17 protein-coding genes are annotated in these 18829 nt (G+C 72.2%); 9 read left to right on the top strand and 8 right to left on the bottom strand.

The features are described from left to right. Positions 1 to 35: 35 nt before the first annotated feature. Positions 36 to 1697 carry a cytochrome bc1 complex cytochrome b subunit gene (gene qcrB / locus ACWGJB_RS12410; RefSeq protein WP_453380131.1) on the top strand — a complete coding sequence of 554 codons (1662 nt, stop codon included), beginning with the start codon at positions 36 to 38 and terminating at the stop codon, positions 1695 to 1697. Positions 1698 to 1770: 73 nt separating this feature from the next. Here the strand turns inward: qcrB and ACWGJB_RS12405 are convergent, their stop codons facing one another. After that, positions 1771 to 2751: an acyl-CoA dehydrogenase family protein gene (locus ACWGJB_RS12405; protein ID WP_453380130.1), complete on the bottom strand. Its 981-nt coding sequence runs from the start codon at positions 2749 to 2751 to the stop codon at positions 1771 to 1773. A gap of 1 nt (position 2752) precedes the next feature. Continuing rightward, positions 2753 to 3892 (bottom strand): acyl-CoA dehydrogenase family protein, encoded by a 1140-nt coding sequence (locus ACWGJB_RS12400; protein WP_453380286.1) that lies wholly within the window; start codon positions 3890 to 3892, stop codon positions 2753 to 2755. 53 nt (positions 3893 to 3945) lie between these two features. Between ACWGJB_RS12400 and ACWGJB_RS12395 the strand changes: the two genes are divergently transcribed. Genes ACWGJB_RS12395 through ACWGJB_RS12385 form a run of 3 tightly spaced genes read left to right on the top strand, consistent with a single transcriptional unit; the run spans position 3946 to position 6599 of the window. Beyond that, positions 3946 to 4734 (top strand): SDR family oxidoreductase, encoded by a 789-nt coding sequence (locus ACWGJB_RS12395; RefSeq protein ID WP_453380129.1) that lies wholly within the window; start codon positions 3946 to 3948, stop codon positions 4732 to 4734. Between the two features lie 25 nt (positions 4735 to 4759). Then, positions 4760 to 5395, top strand: a complete 636-nt coding sequence (locus ACWGJB_RS12390) for a TetR/AcrR family transcriptional regulator (protein WP_453380128.1) — start codon at positions 4760 to 4762, stop codon at positions 5393 to 5395. Positions 5396 to 5441: 46 nt separating this feature from the next. Further along, positions 5442 to 6599, top strand: a complete 1158-nt coding sequence (locus tag ACWGJB_RS12385) for an acetyl-CoA C-acetyltransferase (protein WP_453380127.1) — start codon at positions 5442 to 5444, stop codon at positions 6597 to 6599. On the opposite strand, the gene ACWGJB_RS12380 is transcribed toward ACWGJB_RS12385, so the two are convergent. From ACWGJB_RS12380 to ACWGJB_RS12365, 4 genes are read right to left on the bottom strand one after another with little or no spacing between them, the layout of a single operon-like run. Then, on the bottom strand, positions 6583 to 7641 hold the full coding sequence (locus tag ACWGJB_RS12380; RefSeq protein ID WP_453380126.1) for an NAD(P)H-dependent flavin oxidoreductase: 1059 nt from the start codon (positions 7639 to 7641) through the stop codon (positions 6583 to 6585). The two genes, ACWGJB_RS12385 and ACWGJB_RS12380, sit on opposite strands and share 17 nt — an antisense overlap. Then, positions 7641 to 8369 carry a CoA-transferase subunit beta gene (locus ACWGJB_RS12375; protein WP_453380125.1) on the bottom strand — a complete coding sequence of 243 codons (729 nt, stop codon included), beginning with the start codon at positions 8367 to 8369 and terminating at the stop codon, positions 7641 to 7643. Before ACWGJB_RS12375 ends, ACWGJB_RS12380 begins: the two co-directional genes overlap by 1 nt. Then, positions 8369 to 9217, bottom strand: coding sequence for a CoA transferase subunit A (locus ACWGJB_RS12370; protein ID WP_453380124.1), 849 nt, complete (start codon positions 9215 to 9217; stop codon positions 8369 to 8371). Before ACWGJB_RS12370 ends, ACWGJB_RS12375 begins: the two co-directional genes overlap by 1 nt. After that, positions 9210 to 9962 carry an enoyl-CoA hydratase family protein gene (locus tag ACWGJB_RS12365; RefSeq protein WP_453380123.1) on the bottom strand — a complete coding sequence of 251 codons (753 nt, stop codon included), beginning with the start codon at positions 9960 to 9962 and terminating at the stop codon, positions 9210 to 9212. Before ACWGJB_RS12365 ends, ACWGJB_RS12370 begins: the two co-directional genes overlap by 8 nt. 137 nt (positions 9963 to 10099) lie before the next feature. Here ACWGJB_RS12365 and ACWGJB_RS12360 point away from each other — a divergent pair, with 137 nt between their 5' ends. Then, positions 10100 to 10846, top strand: coding sequence for an SDR family oxidoreductase (locus tag ACWGJB_RS12360; protein WP_453380285.1), 747 nt, complete (start codon positions 10100 to 10102; stop codon positions 10844 to 10846). Between the two features lies 1 nt (position 10847). After that, the gene (locus ACWGJB_RS12355; protein WP_453380122.1) at positions 10848 to 11753 is read left to right on the top strand and encodes an SDR family oxidoreductase; all 906 of its coding nucleotides are present in this window, start codon (positions 10848 to 10850) and stop codon (positions 11751 to 11753) included. Positions 11754 to 11843: 90 nt separating this feature from the next. Here ACWGJB_RS12355 and ACWGJB_RS12350 read toward each other — a convergent pair whose 3' ends face one another. Together ACWGJB_RS12350 and ACWGJB_RS12345 are read right to left on the bottom strand one after the other, a co-directional pair. Next, complete coding sequence (locus ACWGJB_RS12350; protein WP_453380121.1) at positions 11844 to 12734, bottom strand: hypothetical protein; 891 nt, start codon at positions 12732 to 12734, stop codon at positions 11844 to 11846. Positions 12735 to 12891: 157 nt separating this feature from the next. Then, positions 12892 to 14643, bottom strand: coding sequence for a glycoside hydrolase family 35 protein (locus ACWGJB_RS12345; protein WP_453380120.1), 1752 nt, complete (start codon positions 14641 to 14643; stop codon positions 12892 to 12894). A 122-nt stretch (positions 14644 to 14765) separates the two neighbouring features. On the opposite strand from ACWGJB_RS12345, the gene ACWGJB_RS12340 reads away from it, so the two are divergent. The 3 genes from ACWGJB_RS12340 to pepN all read left to right on the top strand — a co-directional run bounded on the left by ACWGJB_RS12340 (position 14766) and on the right by pepN (position 18702). Beyond that, positions 14766 to 15623 (top strand): helix-turn-helix domain-containing protein, encoded by an 858-nt coding sequence (locus ACWGJB_RS12340; protein ID WP_453380284.1) that lies wholly within the window; start codon positions 14766 to 14768, stop codon positions 15621 to 15623. Positions 15624 to 15657: 34 nt separating this feature from the next. After that, positions 15658 to 16008: a chorismate mutase gene (locus ACWGJB_RS12335; RefSeq protein ID WP_453380119.1), complete on the top strand. Its 351-nt coding sequence runs from the start codon at positions 15658 to 15660 to the stop codon at positions 16006 to 16008. Between the two features lie 210 nt (positions 16009 to 16218). Then, positions 16219 to 18702, top strand: a complete 2484-nt coding sequence (gene pepN, locus ACWGJB_RS12330; protein ID WP_453380118.1) for an aminopeptidase N — start codon at positions 16219 to 16221, stop codon at positions 18700 to 18702. The last annotated feature ends 127 nt before the right edge of the window (positions 18703 to 18829 follow it).

Raw genomic sequence — 18829 nt, 5'->3', positions numbered from 1 at the left:
CTGAGGGGTGATCCGGCGGGGAGGCGACGCGACGTATGGACGACGCGGCACGAACGGTGAACGGCTCGGTACGGGTGGGGACTTCGGCGGGCAGGGAGAACCCGCCGGGCAAGGGTGAGAAGCTCGCGGACTGGGCCGACGGGCGCCTCGGGATATACGGCCTGGCCAAGGCCAACATGCGCAAGGTGTTCCCGGACCACTGGTCCTTCATGCTGGGCGAGGTCTGCCTCTACAGCTTCCTCATCCTGATCCTCACGGGCATCTACCTCACGCTCTTCTTCGAGCCCAGTGGCGCCGAGGTCGTCTACCACGGCTCCTACGGGCCGATGAACGGCATCATCATGACCAAGGCGTACGAGTCGACGCTGCACATCAGCTTCGACGTACGCGGCGGACTGCTGATCCGGCAGATCCACCACTGGGCGGCGCTGGTCTTCGTCGCCGGGATGTTCGTCCACATGATGCGGGTGTTCTTCACCGGCGCCTTCCGCAAGCCGCGCGAGGTCAACTGGCTGTTCGGCTGGACCCTGCTGTTCCTCGCCATCCTCACCGGCCTGACCGGCTACTCGCTCCCCGACGACCTGCTCTCCGGCACCGGCGTCCGGTTCGCCGACGGCGCGATCCTGTCGATCCCGATCGTCGGGTCGTACATCTCGATGTTCCTGTTCGGCGGGGAGTTCCCGGGCCACGACATCATCTCCCGGTTCTTCCCGATCCACGTCCTGCTGCTTCCCGGGATCATGCTGGGGCTGGTGGTGGTCCACCTGATCCTGGTCTTCTACCACAAGCACACCCAGTACCCCGGGCCCGGACGCGACCAGAAGAGCGTCGTCGGCATGCCCTTCCTGCCGGTCTACATGGCCAAGGCCGGCGGCTTCTTCTTCCTCACCTTCGGCATCCTCGCGATCATCGGCGCCATCGCCACCATCAACCCGGTGTGGGCCTTCGGGCCGTACCGCCCGGACCTGGTGACCACCGGCGCCCAGCCCGACTGGTACCTCGGCTTCTCCGAGGGCCTGATCCGCGTGATGCCCGGCTGGGAGATCAACGCCTGGGGCCACACCCTGGCGCTCGGTGTCCTCATCCCCTTCTCGCTCTTCCCGCTCTTCCTCGTGGCCATCGGTGTCTATCCGTTCGTCGAGGCCTGGATCACCGGCGACAAGCGCGAGCACCACATCCTCGACCGCCCGCGCAACGTCCCCGTCCGCACCGCTCTCGGCGTGGCCTGGCTCAGCATCTACTGCGTCCTGTTGATCGGCGGCGGCAACGACATCGTGGCCACCCATCTCCACCTCTCCATCAACTCGATCACCTGGTTCGTGCGGATCTCCGTCTTCGTCGTCCCCGTTCTCGCCTTCATCACCACCAAGCGGATCTGCCTCGGCCTGCAGCGACGGGACCGCGACAAGGTGCTGCACGGCAGGGAGACCGGCCTCATCAAGATGCTTCCGCACGGCGAGTACATCGAGGTCCACGAACCCCTCAGCCAGGGCAGCCTGTTCGTCCTCACCCAGCACGAACAGAACCCGCCGTACGAGGTCGGCCCGCTGGAGGACGCGAACGGGGTACGCCGAAAGGTCACGGCCGTCCAGCGGGTACGCGCGAGCCTGGCGAAGGGCATGTTCGGCCCGGACACCCACATCCCGAAGCCGACGCAGGAGGAGTACCGGGAGCTCACGAGCGGCGATCACCACTGAGCGCCGTGAGTGGAGCGCCCCGAAAGGGGCGCGGGGCTGTATCGGAAATGCGGCTACCGCCGCGTGGGCGCGATCAGCCCCCACCGGCCCGCGGCTGAGGACGATCGAGAACCACCCGTCCGCACTCCTCCGGCGTCCCCCAAGCCGCCCGCAACGCCTGCGCCTTGGTCACCCACAACGACAGGTCGTACTCCGCCGTGTAGCCGATCGCCCCATGCAGTTGCAGCGCGGCCCGCGAGCTGAGGTACGCCGCCTCGCACGCGCTGAGCTTCGCCGCGGCCACATCCGACGCAGTCATCGTCACCGCCGCCCCGAAGACCACCGGCCGGGCGAACTCCAGCGCGATCTTCACATCGGCCAGCCGGTGCTTGACCGCCTGGAACGAGCCGACGGGCACCCCGAACTGACTTCGCTGCTTCACATACGCCACCGTGCTGTCGAGCAGTGCCAGCCCGGCCCCCAGCGCCTGCGCGGCCACCGCCAGCCGCGCCCAGGTCAGCGCACCTGCCCACGCCGGCTCCGCGCTGATCAGCTCGCCGACCGGGGCGAGCGGGGTGAGCCGGCGCGCGGGGTCCAGGGACCGGCGGACCGCACCGGCGCCGGGGGACAGCCGCAAGCCCTCCGGCGTCGCGGCGAGCCGCACATCCGCCGCGTCCCCGTCCAGTGCGTACCCGTACCCGTGCTCGGCGAGCGTCACCGTCGCCAGGGTCTCTCCCGAGGCGATCCCCGGCAGGAACCGCTTGGCGAGATCCGGGCTCTCACCGAGCAGCACCGCCGCGGCCACCGTCTCCACCAGCGGCCCGGGCACCGCATACCGCCCCAACTCCACGAACGCGAGAGCGAGTTCGACGGCCCGGCGCCCTTCCCCTCCGTGCTCCTCGGGCACCGCGAGACCGAACACCCCGGCCGCGCCGATACGCCCCCACAGGGCCCGCCCGCTCGTGTGCTCCCCGCGGCTCCACTCCCGTATCACCGCCGGTGTGTCCGCTGCCGTCAGCAGTGCCCGCAGGGAGTCCGCGAAGTCACGCTGCTCGGTGTCGAGGCGGAAACGCATGTCAGCGGCGTCCCTTCGGCAGGCCGAGCAGGCGCTCGGCGATGATGTCGCGCTGGATCTCGTTGGTGCCCGCGTAGATGGGCCCGGCGAGGGCGAAGACGTATCCCTCGGACCACGAGGTGTCCGCCAACTCGCCCTCCGTGCCCAGCAGATCGAGAGCCGTCTCGTGCAGCGCCAGGTCCAGCTCGGACCAGAACACCTTGTTCAGGCTGGACTCGGGGCCGAGCGGCTCGCCGTCCAGGAAGCGGGAGGCGGCGGCGTAGGTGAAGAGCTGGTAGGCGCGGGCGCCGATGACGGCGTCGGCCACCCGGCCCGCGGCGGACTCGGGGGCGCCCCGCGCCCGCCACAGGTGCAGCAACCGGTCGGCGGCGGCCAGGAACCGGCCCGGTGACCGCAGCGTCAGACCCCGCTCGTTGGCCGCCGTCGACATCGCTGTCCGCCAGCCCTGGCCCGGTTCGCCGATCACGTCCTCGTCGGGGACGAACACCTCGTCCAGGAAGAGTTCCGCGAAGGCCGGCTTGCCGTCGAGGCGGCCGATCGGGCGGACCGTGACCCCCGGGGCGCGTAGGTCGAACATCAGGTAGGTGAGCCCCTGATGCGGCTTGGGTGTGTCCGGATCGCTGCGGAACAGGCCGAAGGCGCGGTCGGCGAACGCGGCCCGTGACGACCAGGTCTTCTGGCCGACGAGCAGCCAGCCGCCGTCCGTCCGCACCGCCTTGGAGGTGAGGGAGGCCAGGTCGGAACCGGCCCCGGGCTCGGACCAGGCCTGCGCCCAGACCACCTCGCCGGTGGCCATCGGCGGCAGCACCCGCGCGCGTTGTTCCTCCGTGCCGTGGTCGAAGAGAGTCGGGGCGAGCAGGCTGACGCCGTTCTGGCCGACCCGGCCCGGCGCGCCCGCCGCGTGGTACTCCTCCTCGAAGACCAGCCAGCGGATCAGCCCCGCGTCCCGGCCGCCGTACCGCTCGGGCCAGGACACCACCGACCAGCGGTCCGCGGCCAGTTCGGCCTCCCACGCGCGATGTGCCGCGAAGCCCTCCGCGGTCTCCAGGGAGGGGAGCGGGGGGTCGGGTACATGCTCCGCCAGCCAGGCGCGGGCCTCGGCGCGGAACTCCTCGTCGGCCGGGGTGTGGGTCAGGTCCACGGTCGCCGTCACCGTCCTTCCCTAACAAGTGTTTGGTAGGTTAGCGTGGGCCTATGACAGGCGTCGAGAGTCCGGAGTACGTGCCCGGGCACGGGCTGCTGGAGGGGCGCACCGCCGTCGTGACCGCCGCGGCCGGGGCGGGGATCGGCGGTGCCACCGCGCGCCGCTTCCTGGAGGAGGGCGCGCGCGTGCTGATCAGCGACGCGCACGCGCGCCGGCTGAAGGAGTACGAGGCCGAGCTGGCGGGTGCGCATCCGGGATCCGTGACCGCGGTGCCCTGTGACGTGACCGACGAGACGCAGGTGCGGGCCCTGTTCGACGCCGCCGTACGGGACCACGGGCGGCTGGACATCGTCGTCAACAACGCTGGCCTGGGCGGGACTTCGGCCCTGGTCGACATGGACGACGAGCAGTGGGCGCGGGTCCTGGACGTCACTCTCAACGGCACCTTCCGGTGCCTGCGCGCCGCCCTGCGGCTCTTCCGCGAGAGCGGACGGGGCGGGGTCGTCGTCAACAACTCCTCCGTCGTCGGCTGGCGTGCCCAGGCCGGACAGGCGCACTACGCCGCCGCCAAGGCCGGGGTGATGGCGCTCACCCGGTGCGCGGCCATCGAGGCGGCCGAGTACGGGGTGCGGGTCAACGCCGTGGCGCCCAGCCTTGCCATGCATCCGCACCTGGTGAAGGTGACCTCCGCCGAACTGCTGGCGGAGCTGACCGCGCGCGAGGCCTTCGGGCGGTACGCCGAGCCCTGGGAGGTGGCCAACGCGATCGTCTTCCTGGCGTCCGGCTACTCCTCGTACCTCACCGGAGAGGTCGTCTCCGTCAGCAGTCAGCATCCCTGACCACCGGAGCGCCGACAATGGACCCGTGCCGACCAAGAAGAAGCCCCAGGTGACCGCCGCGAGCAGGCGCGCGGCAGCCGCCGCTCCGGCTCGACGCCGCGAACTCCTCGAAACCGCCGCCGAGGTCTTCGCCGAGCAGGGCTACAACGCCACCACCGTACGCAAGATCGCGGACCACGCGGGCATGCTCGCGGGCAGCCTCTACTACCACTTCGACTCCAAGGAATCGATGCTGGAGGAGATCCTGCGGACCTTCCTCGACGAGCTCTGGGGCGGCTACGACACCGTCCTGGACGCCGGGCTCGGTCCCCGCGAGACCCTCGAAGCCCTGGTCACCGAGTCCTTCCGGGAGATCGACCGGCACCGTGCCGCCGTGGCGATCTACCAGAAGGAGAGCAAGCAACTGGTCGTGCAGGAGAGGTTCGCCTTCCTCGCCGAGTCGCAGCGCAAGTTCGAGAAGGCATGGCTGTCCACGCTGGAGCACGGGGTCGCCGCGCACGTCTTCCGCGCCGACCTCGACGTCCGGCTCACCTACCGGTTCGTGCGCGACACCGTGTGGGTCGCCGCCTCCTGGTACCGGCCCGGCGGACAGCACAGCCCGGAGGAGATCGCCCGGCAGTACCTGTCGATGGTGCTGGACGGGATCGCCGTCCGTGAATAGCTCACCCATTTGCTGAAAACCCCTTTCTGTCGAGGGAGTTGCTGACATGGCCGAGGCCTACATAGTCGAAGCGGTGCGTACGCCCGTCGGGCGGCGCGGGGGCGGACTGAGCGGGGTCCACCCGGCCGATCTGGGCGCCCATGTGCTGACCGCCCTGGTCCGGCGGTCGGGCATCGACCCGGCGGCCGTCGAGGACGTCGTCTTCGGCTGCCTCGACGCGGTCGGACCGCAGGCCGGTGACATCGCCCGGACCGCCTGGCTGGCGGCCGGACTGCCCGAGGAGGTGCCGGGCGTGACCGTCGACCGGCAGTGCGGCTCCTCCCAGCAGGCCGTGCACTTCGCCGCGCAGGCCGTGCTCTCCGGCACCCAGGACCTGGTGGTCGCGGGCGGCGTCCAGAACATGTCCCAGATCCCGATCGCCTTCGCCTCCCGGCAGGCCGCCGAGCCGCTGGGGCTGACCGAGGGCCCCTTCGTGGGCAGCGACGGCTGGCGCGCCCGGTACGGCCGGCAGCCCGTCAACCAGTTCGCCGGCGCCGAGATGATCGCCGCCAAGTGGGGCATCAGCCGCCGGGACCAGGAGGAGTTCGCCCTGAACTCCCACCGCAGGGCGCTGCGCGCCATCGACGAGGGCCGCTTCGAGCGCGAGACCGTGCCCTACGGCCCGGCCGCCGTGGACGAGGGCCCACGCCGGGACACCTCCCTGGAGAAGATGGCCGCCCTGAAGCCGGTCGTCGACGGCGGCACCATCACCGCCGCCTGTTCCTCCCAGGTCTCCGACGGCGCCGCCGCGATGCTGCTCGCCTCCGAACGGGCGGTCCGCGAACACGGGTTGTGCCCCCGCGCCCGCGTCCACCACCTCTCCGTCCGCGGCGAGGACCCCATCCGGATGCTCTCCGCCCCGATCCCGGCCACCGCGCACGCCCTGAAGAAGACCGGCCTCACCATCGACGCCATCGACCTCGTCGAGATCAACGAGGCCTTCGCCCCGGTCGTCCTCGCCTGGCTCAAGGAGACCGGCGCCGACCCCGCCAAGGTCAACGTCAACGGCGGCGCGATCGCCCTCGGCCACCCGCTCGGCGCCACCGGGGTCAAGCTGATGACCACCCTCCTGCACGAACTGGAGCGCACCGAGGGCCGCTTCGGCCTCCAAACCATGTGCGAGGGCGGCGGCCAGGCCAACGTGACGATCATCGAACGGCTCTGAGCCGCTCCAGCCCCTGAAGCACCTCCTCGGCCTCCTTCACGACGCGGGCCACCAGCTCCGCGCACGACGGCAGGTCGTCGATCACGCCGGCGACCTGTCCGGAGGCCATCACCCCGAGGTCCGTGCGGCCGTCCACCATCGCCGACCGGAGCAGCATCGGGGTGTTGGCGGCGAGCAGCAGCTGACTCCAGGACAGGGTCTTGCCGTGCCGGAGGGCGAGGCCGTCGCGGGCCATCTGCGGCCAGGTGAGGCCGGAGAGCCTGCGGAAGGCGGCCGCATGGCGCACGGCCCGCAGCAGCCGCCGCGTCCGGCCGGTGTTCTCCAGGGAGTCGACCAGCGGGGTGCGCAGCATCCGGTGCGGCAGCCCGTCCACCGCCCTGGTCACCGTGACGTCCCTGACCGTCGCCGCCAGATATCTCGCCTTCACCGCGTCCGGCACCGTCGAGTCCGAGGTGAGCAGGAAACGGGTCCCCATCCCCACTCCCGCCGCCCCGTAGGCCAGCGCCGCCACCAGCCCCCGGCCGTCGAAGAAGCCCCCGGCGGCCACCACCGGTATCCGTACCGCGTCCACCACCTGCGGCAGCAGCACGCTCGTCGCCACCTCACCGGTGTGCCCGCCGCCCTCACCGCCCTGCACGATCACCGCGTCCGCACCCCAGGCCGCGACCTTCTCGGCATGCCGCCGCGCCCCGACCGAGGGGATCACCACCACGCCCGCCCCCTTCAGCTCGGCGATCAGCTCGGGGGAGGGGGCGAGCGCGAACGACGCCACCCGCACACCCCCGTCGACGATCAACCGGACCCGGTCGCCGGCGTCGGCCGCGTCCGCCCGCAGATTCACCCCGAACGGGGCGTCCGTACGGCACCGCACCTCGGCTATCGCGGCACGCAGCTGGTCGAGGGTCATCGTGGCGGAGGCCAGGATGCCGAGAGCCCCGGCGTTGGCCGTCGCGGAGACCAGGCGGGGGCCCGCCACCCAGCCCATCCCCGTCTGCACGATCGGATGCCGGACCCCGACCAGCCGGGTGAGCGCGGTCTCCATCAGCCCGCGACCTCCTTCGTCCGCGCGCCGCCGGGATCCAGCACCTCACGGATCAGCCGCAGCTCCTCCGGGCCGGGTTCGCGGGTGTACGGCACCTCGTCCGGGACGGTGAGCTCGAAGTCCGTGGCCTCCCGCACCTGGCCGGCGCTCACCCCCGGATGCAGTGCGGCCAGCCGCATCGAGCGGTCCGGCGTCTCGAAGTCGAAGACGCCCAGATCGGTGACCACCCTCGGGATGCGGTGGAAGCGTTCCGTGCCCGGGTGCTCGGCCACCCGGTCGTACCCCACCCCGCACACCATGTCGACCTTCGCCACGAACACCCGCCGGGAGTGCTTCGGGACCCAGTAACTCGTCGGGTTGTTCAGTGTGTTCAGGGGCGCTCCGCGCACCCCGAGCAGCTGGCGGCGGGGCCGCGACCAGTCACCGATGGCCGAGATGTTCTGGTTGCCGTACCGGTCGAGCTGGCTCGCGCCCATCATCACGTGCCGACGGCCACCGGCCACCAGGGTGAGGTGCTGCCGGTAGGGCAGCCAGCCCTCGGGGGTGCCGTCCGGGCGGACCAGCAGGGCCTCGCCGTCGGTCAGCAGCAGGTCAGGGGCGAAGGTGAGCCGGGCCAGCCGGGCGCCCAGGGAGGGGATCAGGCCCATCGGGCTCGCCAGGATCTCACCGGAGCCGCGCCAGGCCTCGGCGCAGGCGATGACGCAGTAGTCGGCGCGCAGCACGTCCATCAGCCCTGCTCCTCCTGCCAGTTCCGCACCGCGGAGCGGTAGGCCTGCTCGTCCCCGGCCAGGAACCGCTCGGAGAACTCCGTCCACGGGGTCCTCGCGTACAGCCGCTGGAAGTCCTCGTCCCGCCCGTGGTCGGGCGCGCAGGAGGTGAAGTGCGCACCGCCCGGTGCCTCCACGACCCCCGTCACGTGCAGCCGCTTGACCAGCAGCGACTGCGCGGCCGCCGCCTTCGTCAACTCGGCCGTGTCCACGATCTGTTCGCAGGAGACATAGGCCGTGTCCGCCGCCTCGCAGAACAGGTCGTCGAAGTACGGGTCCGGGCCCAGATACTGTCCGTTGCCCAGCCGGTCGGCGCGGTTGACGTGGACCAGGGCCGCGTCCAGGCGCAGGGCGGGCATCGCCACGAACGTCTCCCCGTCGTCGTACGGCGACGTCACCGTCCGCAGGCCGGGGTTGACCCGCATGACGTCCGAGGCGAGCCCCGCGCGCACCGGCAGGAAGGGCAGCCGGTTCGCGGCCGCGTGCAGGCCCCACATGAACATGCCCTCGTCGACCTCCGTCAGCTCGAAGGCCCCGCGCTCGCGCGCCGCCCGGTAGTGCGGTTCCAGCGGGATGGAGTCGAGGGTGACGAAGGGCGTCACCAGCCTGCGCACCCGGCCGGCCGCGACCAGCATCCCGACGTCCGGGCCGCCGTAGGAGACCAGGGTGAGGTCGTCGATGCCGCTCCGGAGCACGGCCCTGACCAGACACATCGGCTTGCGTCGGGAACCCCAGCCGCCGATGCCCAGGGTCATGCCGCTGCTCAGCCGTGCGACGGCCTCGTCCGCGGTCATCGTCTTGTCAGTCACTCCCCGCACCCTCCTTCCCGAAGGTGTCACGGACCCGGTCGGCCACCCCGCTGAGGGCGGCCTCGAAGGTGAAGCCCTGTTCCAGGCGGTAGCTGCGCCGCACGTCGACCGGGTCGATGCCGTTGATGGCGGCCTTGGCCAGGCGCAGCAGCCGGCCGTCCTTGGCGGCTATCTCCCGCGCCAGCTCCAGTGCCGCGGAGAACAGCTCCCCGCGCGGCACCACCCGCCACACCGAGCCGTGCGCGTGCAGCTGGGCCGCGGTCGCCGTGCGCGAGGTGTAGTAGAGCGTCCGCATCAGATGCGGCGGGACCAGCCGGGCCAGATGCGTGGCCGCGCCCAGCGCGCCCCGGTCCAGCTCGGGCAGCCCGAAGACGGCGTCCTCGCTCGCCACGATCGCGTCCGCGTTGCCCACCAGGCCTATCCCGCCGCCCAGACAGAATCCGTGCACGGCCGCCACCACCGGGGTCTCGCACTCGTACACCGCCGCGAACGCCTCCGCGCAGGCCCGGTTGGCGCCGAGCAGCGCCTCGTTCCCGTCCGCCTGTATCTCCTTGATGTCCACGCCCGCGTTGAAACCGCGGCCCTGTGCCGTCAGCACCACGCACCGGGTTTCGGGCTCGCGGCCCGCCGCGCGCACCGCGTCCGCCAGCGCGAACCAGCCGCGCACCGGCAGCGCGTTCACCGGCGGGTGATCGACGGTGACCAGCGCGACGCCCTTTTCCGGAAACGAGGTGGAGACACTCATGGACGCATCAGCTACCTTCGCACTCAGCTACCTTTCCACCAAACATTTGTTAGGTGTGAGGCTTCGAAGCTAGCAGCCGGTGCGAGCAAGCGGGAGGCCCTGTGGAAAACCTGGCCCGAGGCCCTGTGGACGACTCGATGCACGGCCGGACCGTCGTGGTCACCGGCGGTACCCGGGGTGTGGGCGCCGGGATCGCCCGGGCCTTCGCCGAGGCCGGCGCACACGTTCTGACCTGTGCCCGCCGACCGCCCGGACAACCCCTCGACGGCGTCGAGTTCACCCCCCTCGACCTGCGCGACCCGCCTGCCGTGCGCGCCTTCTTCGACGCCCTGCCCCGGGTCGACGTGCTCGTCAACAACGCGGGCGGCACCCCCTACCGGCGGCTCGCCGAAGCGGATGCCGAGCGGCACGCCAGGGTGATCGAGCTGAACCTCCTCACCCCGCTGACCGCCTCCCTCGCCGCCTACGAGCACCTGCGGCGGGCCCGGGGAGCGGTGGTGATGATCGGCAGTGTCAGCGGCGGCCGCCCCTCGCCGGGCTCGGCCGCCTACGGCGCGGCCAAGGCGGGACTGGAGAGCCTCGCCCGGTCCATGGCGGTGGAGTGGGCGCCGGAGGTCCGGGTCAACACGCTGGTCGTCGGCATGGTCCGCACCGAGCTGGCCCACCTGCACTACGGCGGCCAGGACGGCGTCGACGCCGTCTCCCGCACCGTCCCGCTGGGCCGCCTCGCCGCCCCGTCCGACATCGGCGCCGCCGCCGTCTTCCTCGCCTCCGACGCGGCCGCCTACATCAGCGGGGCGAGCCTGCTCGTGCACGGCGGCGGGGAACGGCCCCCCTTTCTCGATGCCGCAACTGCCAACAAGCCGTCCGACCAGGAGGACTGAGATGAGCGGAATCTGCGCGGGCCGGGTCGTGGTCGTCACCGGCGCCGGGCGCGGGCTCGGCCGGGCCCACGCGCTGGCCTTCGCCGCCGAGGGCGCCCGGGTCGTCGTCAACGACCTCGGTGTCGGCCTCGACGGCGTGCCGGGCCCGGACAGTCCCGCCGGGGCCGTCGTGGACGAGATCCGCGCGGCCGGCGGCGAGGCGGTCGCGCACGGCGGTGACATCGCGACCACCGCCGGCGCCGCCTCGCTGATCGGGACGGCCGTGGAGACCTACGGACGGCTCGACACCCTCGTCAACAACGCCGGCTTCCTGCGCGACCGCATGCTCGTCAACCTCGGCGAGGACGACTGGGACGCGGTCATGCGGGTGCACCTCAAGGGGCACTTCCTGCCGCTGCGGCACGCGGCCGCACACTGGCGGGCCGAGGCCAAGGCGGGCCGCACCCCGGTGGCCCGGATCGTCAACACCAGCAGCGGAGCCGGACTGCTGGGCTCGGTCGGGCAGGGCAACTACAGCGCCGCCAAGGCCGGCATCGTCGGCCTCACCCTGGTCGCGGCAGCCGAACTGGCCCGCTACGGCGTCCAGGTCAACGCCGTCGCCCCGGCAGCCCGCACCCGGATGACCGAGCGCGCCTTCGCCGCGACCATGGCCGCCCCCGGCTCCGGGTTCGACGCCATGGCGCCCGAGAACGTCTCCCCGCTCGTGGTCTGGCTGGGCTCCGCCGCCAGCGCCGGAGTCACCGGGCGGGTGTTCGAGACCGAGGGCGGCCGGATCACCGTCATGGAGGGCTGGCGAGCGGGGCCGACCGCCGACAAGGGCGCCCGCCGGAGCCCGGCCGAGGCGGGGGAGACGGCACTGAAGCTGCTGGCCGAGGCGACGGCGCCGGGGGCGGTGTACGGAGCCTGACCGGCGGGTTGGACGTACTTGGGTCTGCGCCCGGTGCGGCGAGAGGGCGTGCATGGCGTCGTGAGGCAGGCGGGAATTGTCAGACAGGCCCTACGTGTCGCACTCCAGCACCGTCCGGCACAGCGAGCACCGGGCCCGGACCCGGCCCCGGACCGGCACCCTGATCCGCTGGTGGCAGGTGGGGCACGGGAACGAGACCCGCAACTGACCGCCGCCGTCGGGCGTGAAGGTGTAGGGGGTACCGGAGTGCGGGGCGGGGGCCGCGGGGGCGTGCCGGCGGTCCCGGGCGTAGCGGCGGCGACCCGCCCAGCCCGCCGCGGTCAGCGGCGGCTGCTCCTCGTCCTGGCGGGCCCGCGCCATGCCCTTCTCGTACGCCGTGTAGGCCTGCGGGCTGGTGAACCAGACGGACGGGTCCTCATGGAAGACCAGGGCTCGCTTCGCCAGGACGTAGCCGAACTCCTCCGGGGTGAGATAGCCGAGCTTCTGGGACGCCTCCCCGTGCTCCCGGTAGGCGTCGAGCAGCAGCCAGCCCGCGCCCAGGTAGGTGGTCGCCGTGTCCGTGAGGATCTCGTTCGCCGAGGTGCTCGGGAAGGACAGGTCCAGCCGGTGCAGATAGACGTGCATCACCTCGTGGGCGAGGGCCGCGCCGATGTCCCTGCGGTGGGTGCGGAAACGGTCGTTCAGCTCGATGAAGTACTCCGGGCCCGCGGTGAGTTCGACGTTCGCCGCGTGGGTCATCTCCCGGAAGCCGATGATCATCCTGGCGTCCGGCAGCCGGAAGTGCCGGACCATCTCGTGGGCGACCCGCTGGGCGCCGAGGTGGAGGTCGTCGGTGTCGCAGAACGCGACGTCGGCGGGGAGCACGCTGGTGGCGAAGGTCTGGACGGTGTCGTACGACAGGCGCCGGTACAACGCCGTGATGGCGGCCCGCACGGTGTCCAGGTGCGGGTAGCCGTGTTCTACCGGGCCGCCGTTTGCCACGTCCCTTACCCCCACCGACGTCGCCGGAGCTGTCTTTCTCAGTATGCGGGGGGGATGGACGAAAATCGGGGGCGGAAGGCTGTTCGGTGCCTGCGGGTTCGCGGGGGCTTGTCGCGCCCACGCGGCGGCAGCCGCAAATCGATACAGCCCCGCGCCCCTAGAGGGGCGACAGCCGCACTGTTCGTTGATCTGTTTCCTGGAGTTCCAAGATCCAGACCTCGTTCGTGCCCTCCCTCAGGACCGGGCCCGGCACGTACAGCGACGCCTGCGGACCCGCCGACCAGTAGCGGCCCAGGTTGAAGCCGTTGATCCAGACGAAGCCCCGGGTCCAGCCGGGGAGTTCCACGCGCGCGTCTCCCGCACCGCGAACCATGACCGTCCCCCGGTACAAGCCCGGCGCGCCGTCCGCCGGAAGCGGACCGAAAGACACCGCACTCACGCCCTCCTCGAACGCGTCCAGATCCAGGCCCCGCGCGCGTATCCCGTGCAGGAACTGGCGTTCGTGCAGGAGGCCGCCGGTGATGCCCTTCGTCTCGCCCGAGCGGGGGCCGTAGTTGACGCGGCCCAGGGACTCCACCCAGAGCTCCACGCGCGCGGGGCCGGCGATCGCCTTCTTGAGCTGGGGTTCCTCCTCGGTGAGCACGCCGGCCCGCTCCCCGTCGACGTACACGACCGCCAGATCGCGCAGCCCCCGCGCGGTGAGCGGATACGGCTGGCGGGGTCCCGGCACGTCCGCCTCGTAGCGGACCAGACCCCGGCCGATGCCCAGCTCCTCGAAGGTGGGCGGGACGGCGTGCACGCGTTCCGGGCCGCCGAGCGCTTCCAGGACGCCGGCCAGGGGCGCCCAGCCGGTGATCGCCACGTCCGTCGCCGAAGGCAACGCGGCCGGGGCGGGCGGCGGTTCGGGCAGCGGCTCGGCGTGGTACTCGGTCAGCACCTCCCGGAATCGCCAGAACTTCTCCGTGGGGCGGCCGTACTCGTCGATCGGCGCGTCGTAGTCGTACGACGTGACGTCCGGCTCCAGCGGGCCCTCGTGCAGCTCGCCGCCGGGCCGGTTGGCGCCCGCCCAGCCGGCGAAGTTGGTGCCGCCGTGCGCCATGTAGACGTTCACGGAGGCCCCGCAGCCGAGGATCTCCCGGAGCGCCGCCGTCGCGTCCTCCGCGTCCCGTACGACGTGCTCGCCGCCCCAGTGGTCGAACCAGCCGCACCAGAACTCCATGCACATCAGCGGGCCCCGCGGCCGGTGCCGGCGCAGCGTCTCGAAGGCCACGCGCGCGTGGGAGCCGAAGTTCACCGTCGCGAGCAGCCCGGGGACCGAGCCGCCGGTGAGCATGTGGTCCTCGGGGCCGTCCGAGGTGAACAGCGGCACCGTGACGCCCTCCGCGCGCAGCAGGCCGGTGAGATGCGCCAGGTAGTCGGCGTCGGAGCCATAGCTGCCGTACTCGTTCTCGACCTGGACCATGATCACCGGGCCGCCCCGGTCCAGCTGCCGGGGCACGACCTCGGACAGCAGCCGGTTGAACCAGCGGTCCACATACTGGAGGAAACGCTCGTCACGCGTGCGTGCCCGGGCACCCAGCTCGCCCGTCACCCAGTGCGGCAGACCGCCGTTCTCCCACTCCGCGCAGATGTACGGCCCCGGGCGCACGATCGCCCACAGGCCCGCGTCCCGCGCCGCGTCCAGGAAGCGGCCGAGGGCCTGGACGTCCTGGAAGGAGCCCGGGCGCGGTTCGTGCAGGTTCCACGGGACGTAGGTCTCCACGCAGTTCAGCCCCATGGCGCGCAGCAGCGCCAGCCTGTGGTCCCACTGCTCCTCGTGCACCCGGAAGTAGTGCAGCGCGCCGGACAGCAGTCGCACCGGGCGGCCGTCGAGCAGGAAATCCGTTTCGCCCACCGTGAAGTCGCTCATAGGCTCACCTTGGACCCCTGGTGGGCGCCGAGACCATGGACAAAGATCGGCAGCAGTTGGACTGAAGAGCCGAGAAGAAGGAGCGCGCAGTGCCGGGAGGGGCGCCCGTCTTCCACACCTGGATGCGGTTCTTCACACCCGGCCCCGTCCAGCACCGTCTCGGCCTGGTCTGCCAGGGCGTCGGCCTCCAGTACGGCGCGGTGCCCGCCGTCGGCCCGCGCGTGCTCGACGGGCACGTCGCCGTGGTGATCAGCTCCGGCCGGGGCTGGTACCGCGCACCCGACGGGCGCCGTACGACGGTGACCGCGCCCGCGCTGGTGTGGCTGACACCGGGCGTCCCGCACCACTACGGGCCCGACCCGGACAGCGGCTGGGACGAGGGCTTCGTGACCTTCACCGGGCCCGACACCGCGACCTACACGGAACTCGGCTACATCGAGCCCGAGCGGCCCGTGGTGCCCCTCGCGGACGCCGCCGGACCCCGGGACGTCATCGCCCGCATCGCCCGGGCCGCCCGCCACGGAAACCCCCTCCTGGAGGTCGAGACCGGCGCCGCCGTGCACGAGCTCCTGGTCGCCCTGCGTCGCGCGCGTGCCGACCTCGCCCCCGACGGGGACCCGGTGCTGCAGGCGCTCGCCCGGGACGCCTGCACCGGCATGTCCGTCGCCGACCACGCGGCCCGGCACGGCATGACCCCGGCCGAGCTGCGTACCGCCGTCCGCCGGATCGCCGGGTGCAGCCCCAAGGACTACCTGATCGGCATCCGGCTCGGCCGCGCCCAGGAACTCCTCGCCACCACCGAACTGTCCGTGGCCGCCGTCGCCCGCCGCGTCGGCTACGACGACCCCGCCTACTTCTCCCGCTTGTTCACCCGCCGCGTCGGCATGGCCCCCGTGCGCTTCCGCGCCCAGCAGAGCCGCGCCGTCCCGGACGACTGGAACGACGGCCTCGGCGAGGACGGCCTCGGTGAAGGCCCTTAGCGATCGCGCGGTAGTCCCCTTAGGGTTGACGCCCATGACCACCAGCAACACCGGTACCGGTGACGTCGACCCCGCCGTCCGCGCCGAGCTCGGCCGGCTGCGCGACAGTATCGACAACATCGACGCGGCCGTCGTCCACATGCTCGCCGAACGCTTCAAGGCCACCCAGCAGGTCGGCCGCCTCAAGGCGGTCCACCGGCTGCCCCCGGCCGACCCGGCCCGCGAGGCCCGCCAGATCGCCCGGCTGCGCGCCCTCGCCGAGAGCGCCAAGCTCGACCCCGCCTTCGCCGAGAAGTTCCTGAACTTCATCATCGCCGAGGTGATCAGACACCACGAGTCCATCGCCGAGGACACCGTCGGCGACCGGACCGCGGACGCGCACTGACCCGGCCGTACGCCCCGACGAGCGCCCCGGCCCCGCCGGTCCGCCGGCGGTGACCCGGCACTCGAACGGGTGTGCAACTGCCGGGCCGCCGCCGGCCGTACCGCGTCCACCAGCGCCGTCCCGTCCCGTCGCGCGGCCAAGGGTCGGACATAAGCCGCGTACCACCCCCACCCCTGTGCGTTGTCGGTGTCATCGGGCAGCATGGCCCGCATGTCCGTACTGACTCGCGACGAAGCGCAGAGCCGCGCCGAGCTCCTCGACGTCCACCGCTACACGATCGACCTCGACCTGACCACCGGGGACGAGACCTTCGACTCCCGAACCGTGATCAGGTTCACGGCCCGATCCGACGGCGACACCTTCGTCGAGATGAAGCCCGTCGAACTGCGCGCCGTCAGCCTCGACGGACAGCCCCTCGACCCCGGGGCGCTGGACCAGGACCGGCTGCCCCTGAAGAACCTCACCGCCGGGGAGCACGAGCTGCGCGTCGACGCCACGATGCGCTACTCCCGCACCGGCGAGGGCATGCACCGCTTCACCGACCCCACGGACGACGAGACGTACGTCTACACGCAGCTCTTCCTGGACGACGTGCAGCGCGTCTTCGCCGCCTTCGACCAGCCCGACCTGAAGGCCGTCTTCGAGCTGTCCGTCAAGGCCCCCGAGGACTGGACCGTGCTCGCCAACGGGGTCCCCGAGCGCCTCGGCGAGGGCCGCTGGCGGGCCGCCGCCACCCCGCTGATCTCCACCTACCTGGTCGCCGTCGCCGCCGGCCCCTGGCACTCGGTGCGCACCGAGCACCGCGGCCTGCCCTTCGGCATCCACTGCCGTCGCTCGCTCGCGCCGCACCTGGACGCCGACGCCGAGGAGATCCTCGACATCACGCGCGCGTGCTACGACCGCTACCACGAGAAGTTCGAGGAACCGTACCCCTTCGACTCCTACGACCAGGCGTTCGTCCCCGAGTTCAACGCCGGCGCCATGGAGAACCCCGGCCTGGTCACCTTCCGCGACGAGTTCGTCTACCGCTCCGCCGTCACCGACACCGAGCGGCAGACCCGCGCGATGGTCATCGCCCACGAGATGGCCCACATGTGGTTCGGCGACCTCGTCACCCTGAAGTGGTGGGACGACATCTGGCTGAACGAGTCGTTCGCCGAGTACATGGGCTACCAGACCCTTACCGAGGCCACCCGCTTCATCGACACCTGGGTCGACTTCGGCGTGTCCCGCAAGGCCTGGGGCTACGACGCCGACCAGCGCCCCTCCACCCACCCGGTCGCCCCCGAGGCCGTCGACGACACCGCAGCCGCCCTGCTCAACTTCGACGGCATCTCCTACGCCAAGGGCGCCTCCGCGCTGCGCCAGCTGGTCGCCTGGATGGGCGAGAAGGACTTCCTCGCCGGCATCAACATCCACTTCCGGCGGCACCGGTTCGGCAACGCCACCCTCGCCGACTTCATCGACTCCCTCGCCGCCGCCACCGAACGCGACGTGCACGCCTGGGCCGACGCCTGGCTGCGCACCACCGGCGTCGACACCCTCACCCCGGTCCTCGCCACCACCCCCGACGGCACCCGCACCCTGACCGTCGAGCGCACCGGCAGCCGCCCGCACCGCGTCTGCGTCGGCGTCTACGACCGGGACCTCGCCGACGAGGGCCGGCTGACCCTGCGCGAGCGCATCGACCTCGACGTCCCGCAGAGCGCCCCGCAGGCCCTCGGCAAGCGCCCCGCGCTGGTTCTGCTCAACGACGGCGACCTGACCTACGCCAAGATCCGCTTCGACGCCGAGTCCGCCAGGACCGTCCGCGCCGCCCTGTCGGGCCTGCCCGACCCGCTCACCCGCGCGGTGGTGTGGAACGCCCTGCGGGACGCGGTCCGCGACGGCGAACTCCCGGCCGCCGACTACCTGGAGACCGCCCGCGCCCATCTCCCGCGCGAGACCGACCTCGCCCTCGTCCAGGGCGTGCTGGCCTTCACCGCGGTCCAGGTCGTCGACCGGTACCTCAGGCCCGAGGACCGCCCGGCCGCCCTCGCCACCGTCTCCGCCCTGTGCCGCGACTTCATCCGGCGCACCGAGGACGGCGACAACCCCGGCCTGCGCCTGATCGCCGTACGGCACTTCGTCCGCGCGGCCGCCCACCCCGAAACCATCGCCGCCTGGCTCGCCGAGGGCACCGTGCCGGGCGGCCCCGAGCTCGACCCCGAGCTGCGCTGGCGCATCCTGGGCCGGCTCGCCGTCCTCGGCGCCACCGACGAGGCGCAGATCGCCGCCGAACTGGCCCGCGACCCCAGCGCCAGCGGCCAGGAGGGCGCCGCCCGCTGCCGGGCCGCATTGCCCGACCCGGAGGCCAAGCGCAGGGCCTGGGAGGCGATGTTCACCACGGACGACCTGTCCAACTACCTGTTCACCGCCACCGCCCAGGGCTTCTGGCACCCCGAACAGGCCGACCTGGTCCGGGAGTACGTGCCGCGGTACTACGGGGACGCGGCCGCCGTCGCCGCCCGGCGCGGCCCCGCCATCGCGGTCGCCGCCGGCCGGGAGGCCTTCCCCACCCACGCCGTCGACGCCGAGAACCTCGCCCTGGGCCGGGCCTGTCTGCGCGACGCCGACCCGGTGACGGCCCTGCGCCGCCGGCTGACCGACGAACTCGACGACCTGGAGCGGGCGTTGCGGGTCCGCGAGGCGTAGGGCGGCGGACGTAGGACGACACGAGCGCGGGGGGGGGCCCCGGACGAAGGGGGGGCCCGCCCCCCCCCCCCCGCACCGGGGCGCCCAAAAACACACAAAAAAAGAGAAAAAACAGATGAGAGAGACC

The sequence above is a fragment of the Streptomyces sp. NPDC054813 genome, from assembly GCF_053611365.1.
The sequence above is the reverse complement of the archived record's forward strand: the minus strand, read 5'-3'. Positions and strand labels throughout refer to the sequence as shown.

Excerpts from the sequence above, each read along its gene's own strand:
- qcrB (WP_453380131.1), top strand. The coding sequence starts at position 36 with ATGGACGACGCGGCACGAACGGTGAACGGCTCGGTACGGGTGGGGACT.
- ACWGJB_RS12405 (WP_453380130.1), bottom strand. The coding sequence starts at position 2,751 with ATGCGTTTCCGCCTCGACACCGAGCAGCGTGACTTCGCGGACTCCCTG.
- ACWGJB_RS12395 (WP_453380129.1), top strand. The coding sequence starts at position 3,946 with ATGACAGGCGTCGAGAGTCCGGAGTACGTGCCCGGGCACGGGCTGCTG.
- ACWGJB_RS12385 (WP_453380127.1), top strand. The coding sequence starts at position 5,442 with ATGGCCGAGGCCTACATAGTCGAAGCGGTGCGTACGCCCGTCGGGCGG.
- ACWGJB_RS12380 (WP_453380126.1), bottom strand. The coding sequence starts at position 7,641 with ATGGAGACCGCGCTCACCCGGCTGGTCGGGGTCCGGCATCCGATCGTG.
- ACWGJB_RS12375 (WP_453380125.1), bottom strand. The coding sequence starts at position 8,369 with ATGGACGTGCTGCGCGCCGACTACTGCGTCATCGCCTGCGCCGAGGCC.
- ACWGJB_RS12365 (WP_453380123.1), bottom strand. The coding sequence starts at position 9,962 with ATGAGTGTCTCCACCTCGTTTCCGGAAAAGGGCGTCGCGCTGGTCACC.
- ACWGJB_RS12360 (WP_453380285.1), top strand. The coding sequence starts at position 10,100 with ATGCACGGCCGGACCGTCGTGGTCACCGGCGGTACCCGGGGTGTGGGC.
- ACWGJB_RS12355 (WP_453380122.1), top strand. The coding sequence starts at position 10,848 with ATGAGCGGAATCTGCGCGGGCCGGGTCGTGGTCGTCACCGGCGCCGGG.
- ACWGJB_RS12345 (WP_453380120.1), bottom strand. The coding sequence starts at position 14,643 with ATGAGCGACTTCACGGTGGGCGAAACGGATTTCCTGCTCGACGGCCGC.
- ACWGJB_RS12340 (WP_453380284.1), top strand. The coding sequence starts at position 14,766 with ATGCGGTTCTTCACACCCGGCCCCGTCCAGCACCGTCTCGGCCTGGTC.
- ACWGJB_RS12335 (WP_453380119.1), top strand. The coding sequence starts at position 15,658 with ATGACCACCAGCAACACCGGTACCGGTGACGTCGACCCCGCCGTCCGC.
- pepN (WP_453380118.1), top strand. The coding sequence starts at position 16,219 with ATGTCCGTACTGACTCGCGACGAAGCGCAGAGCCGCGCCGAGCTCCTC.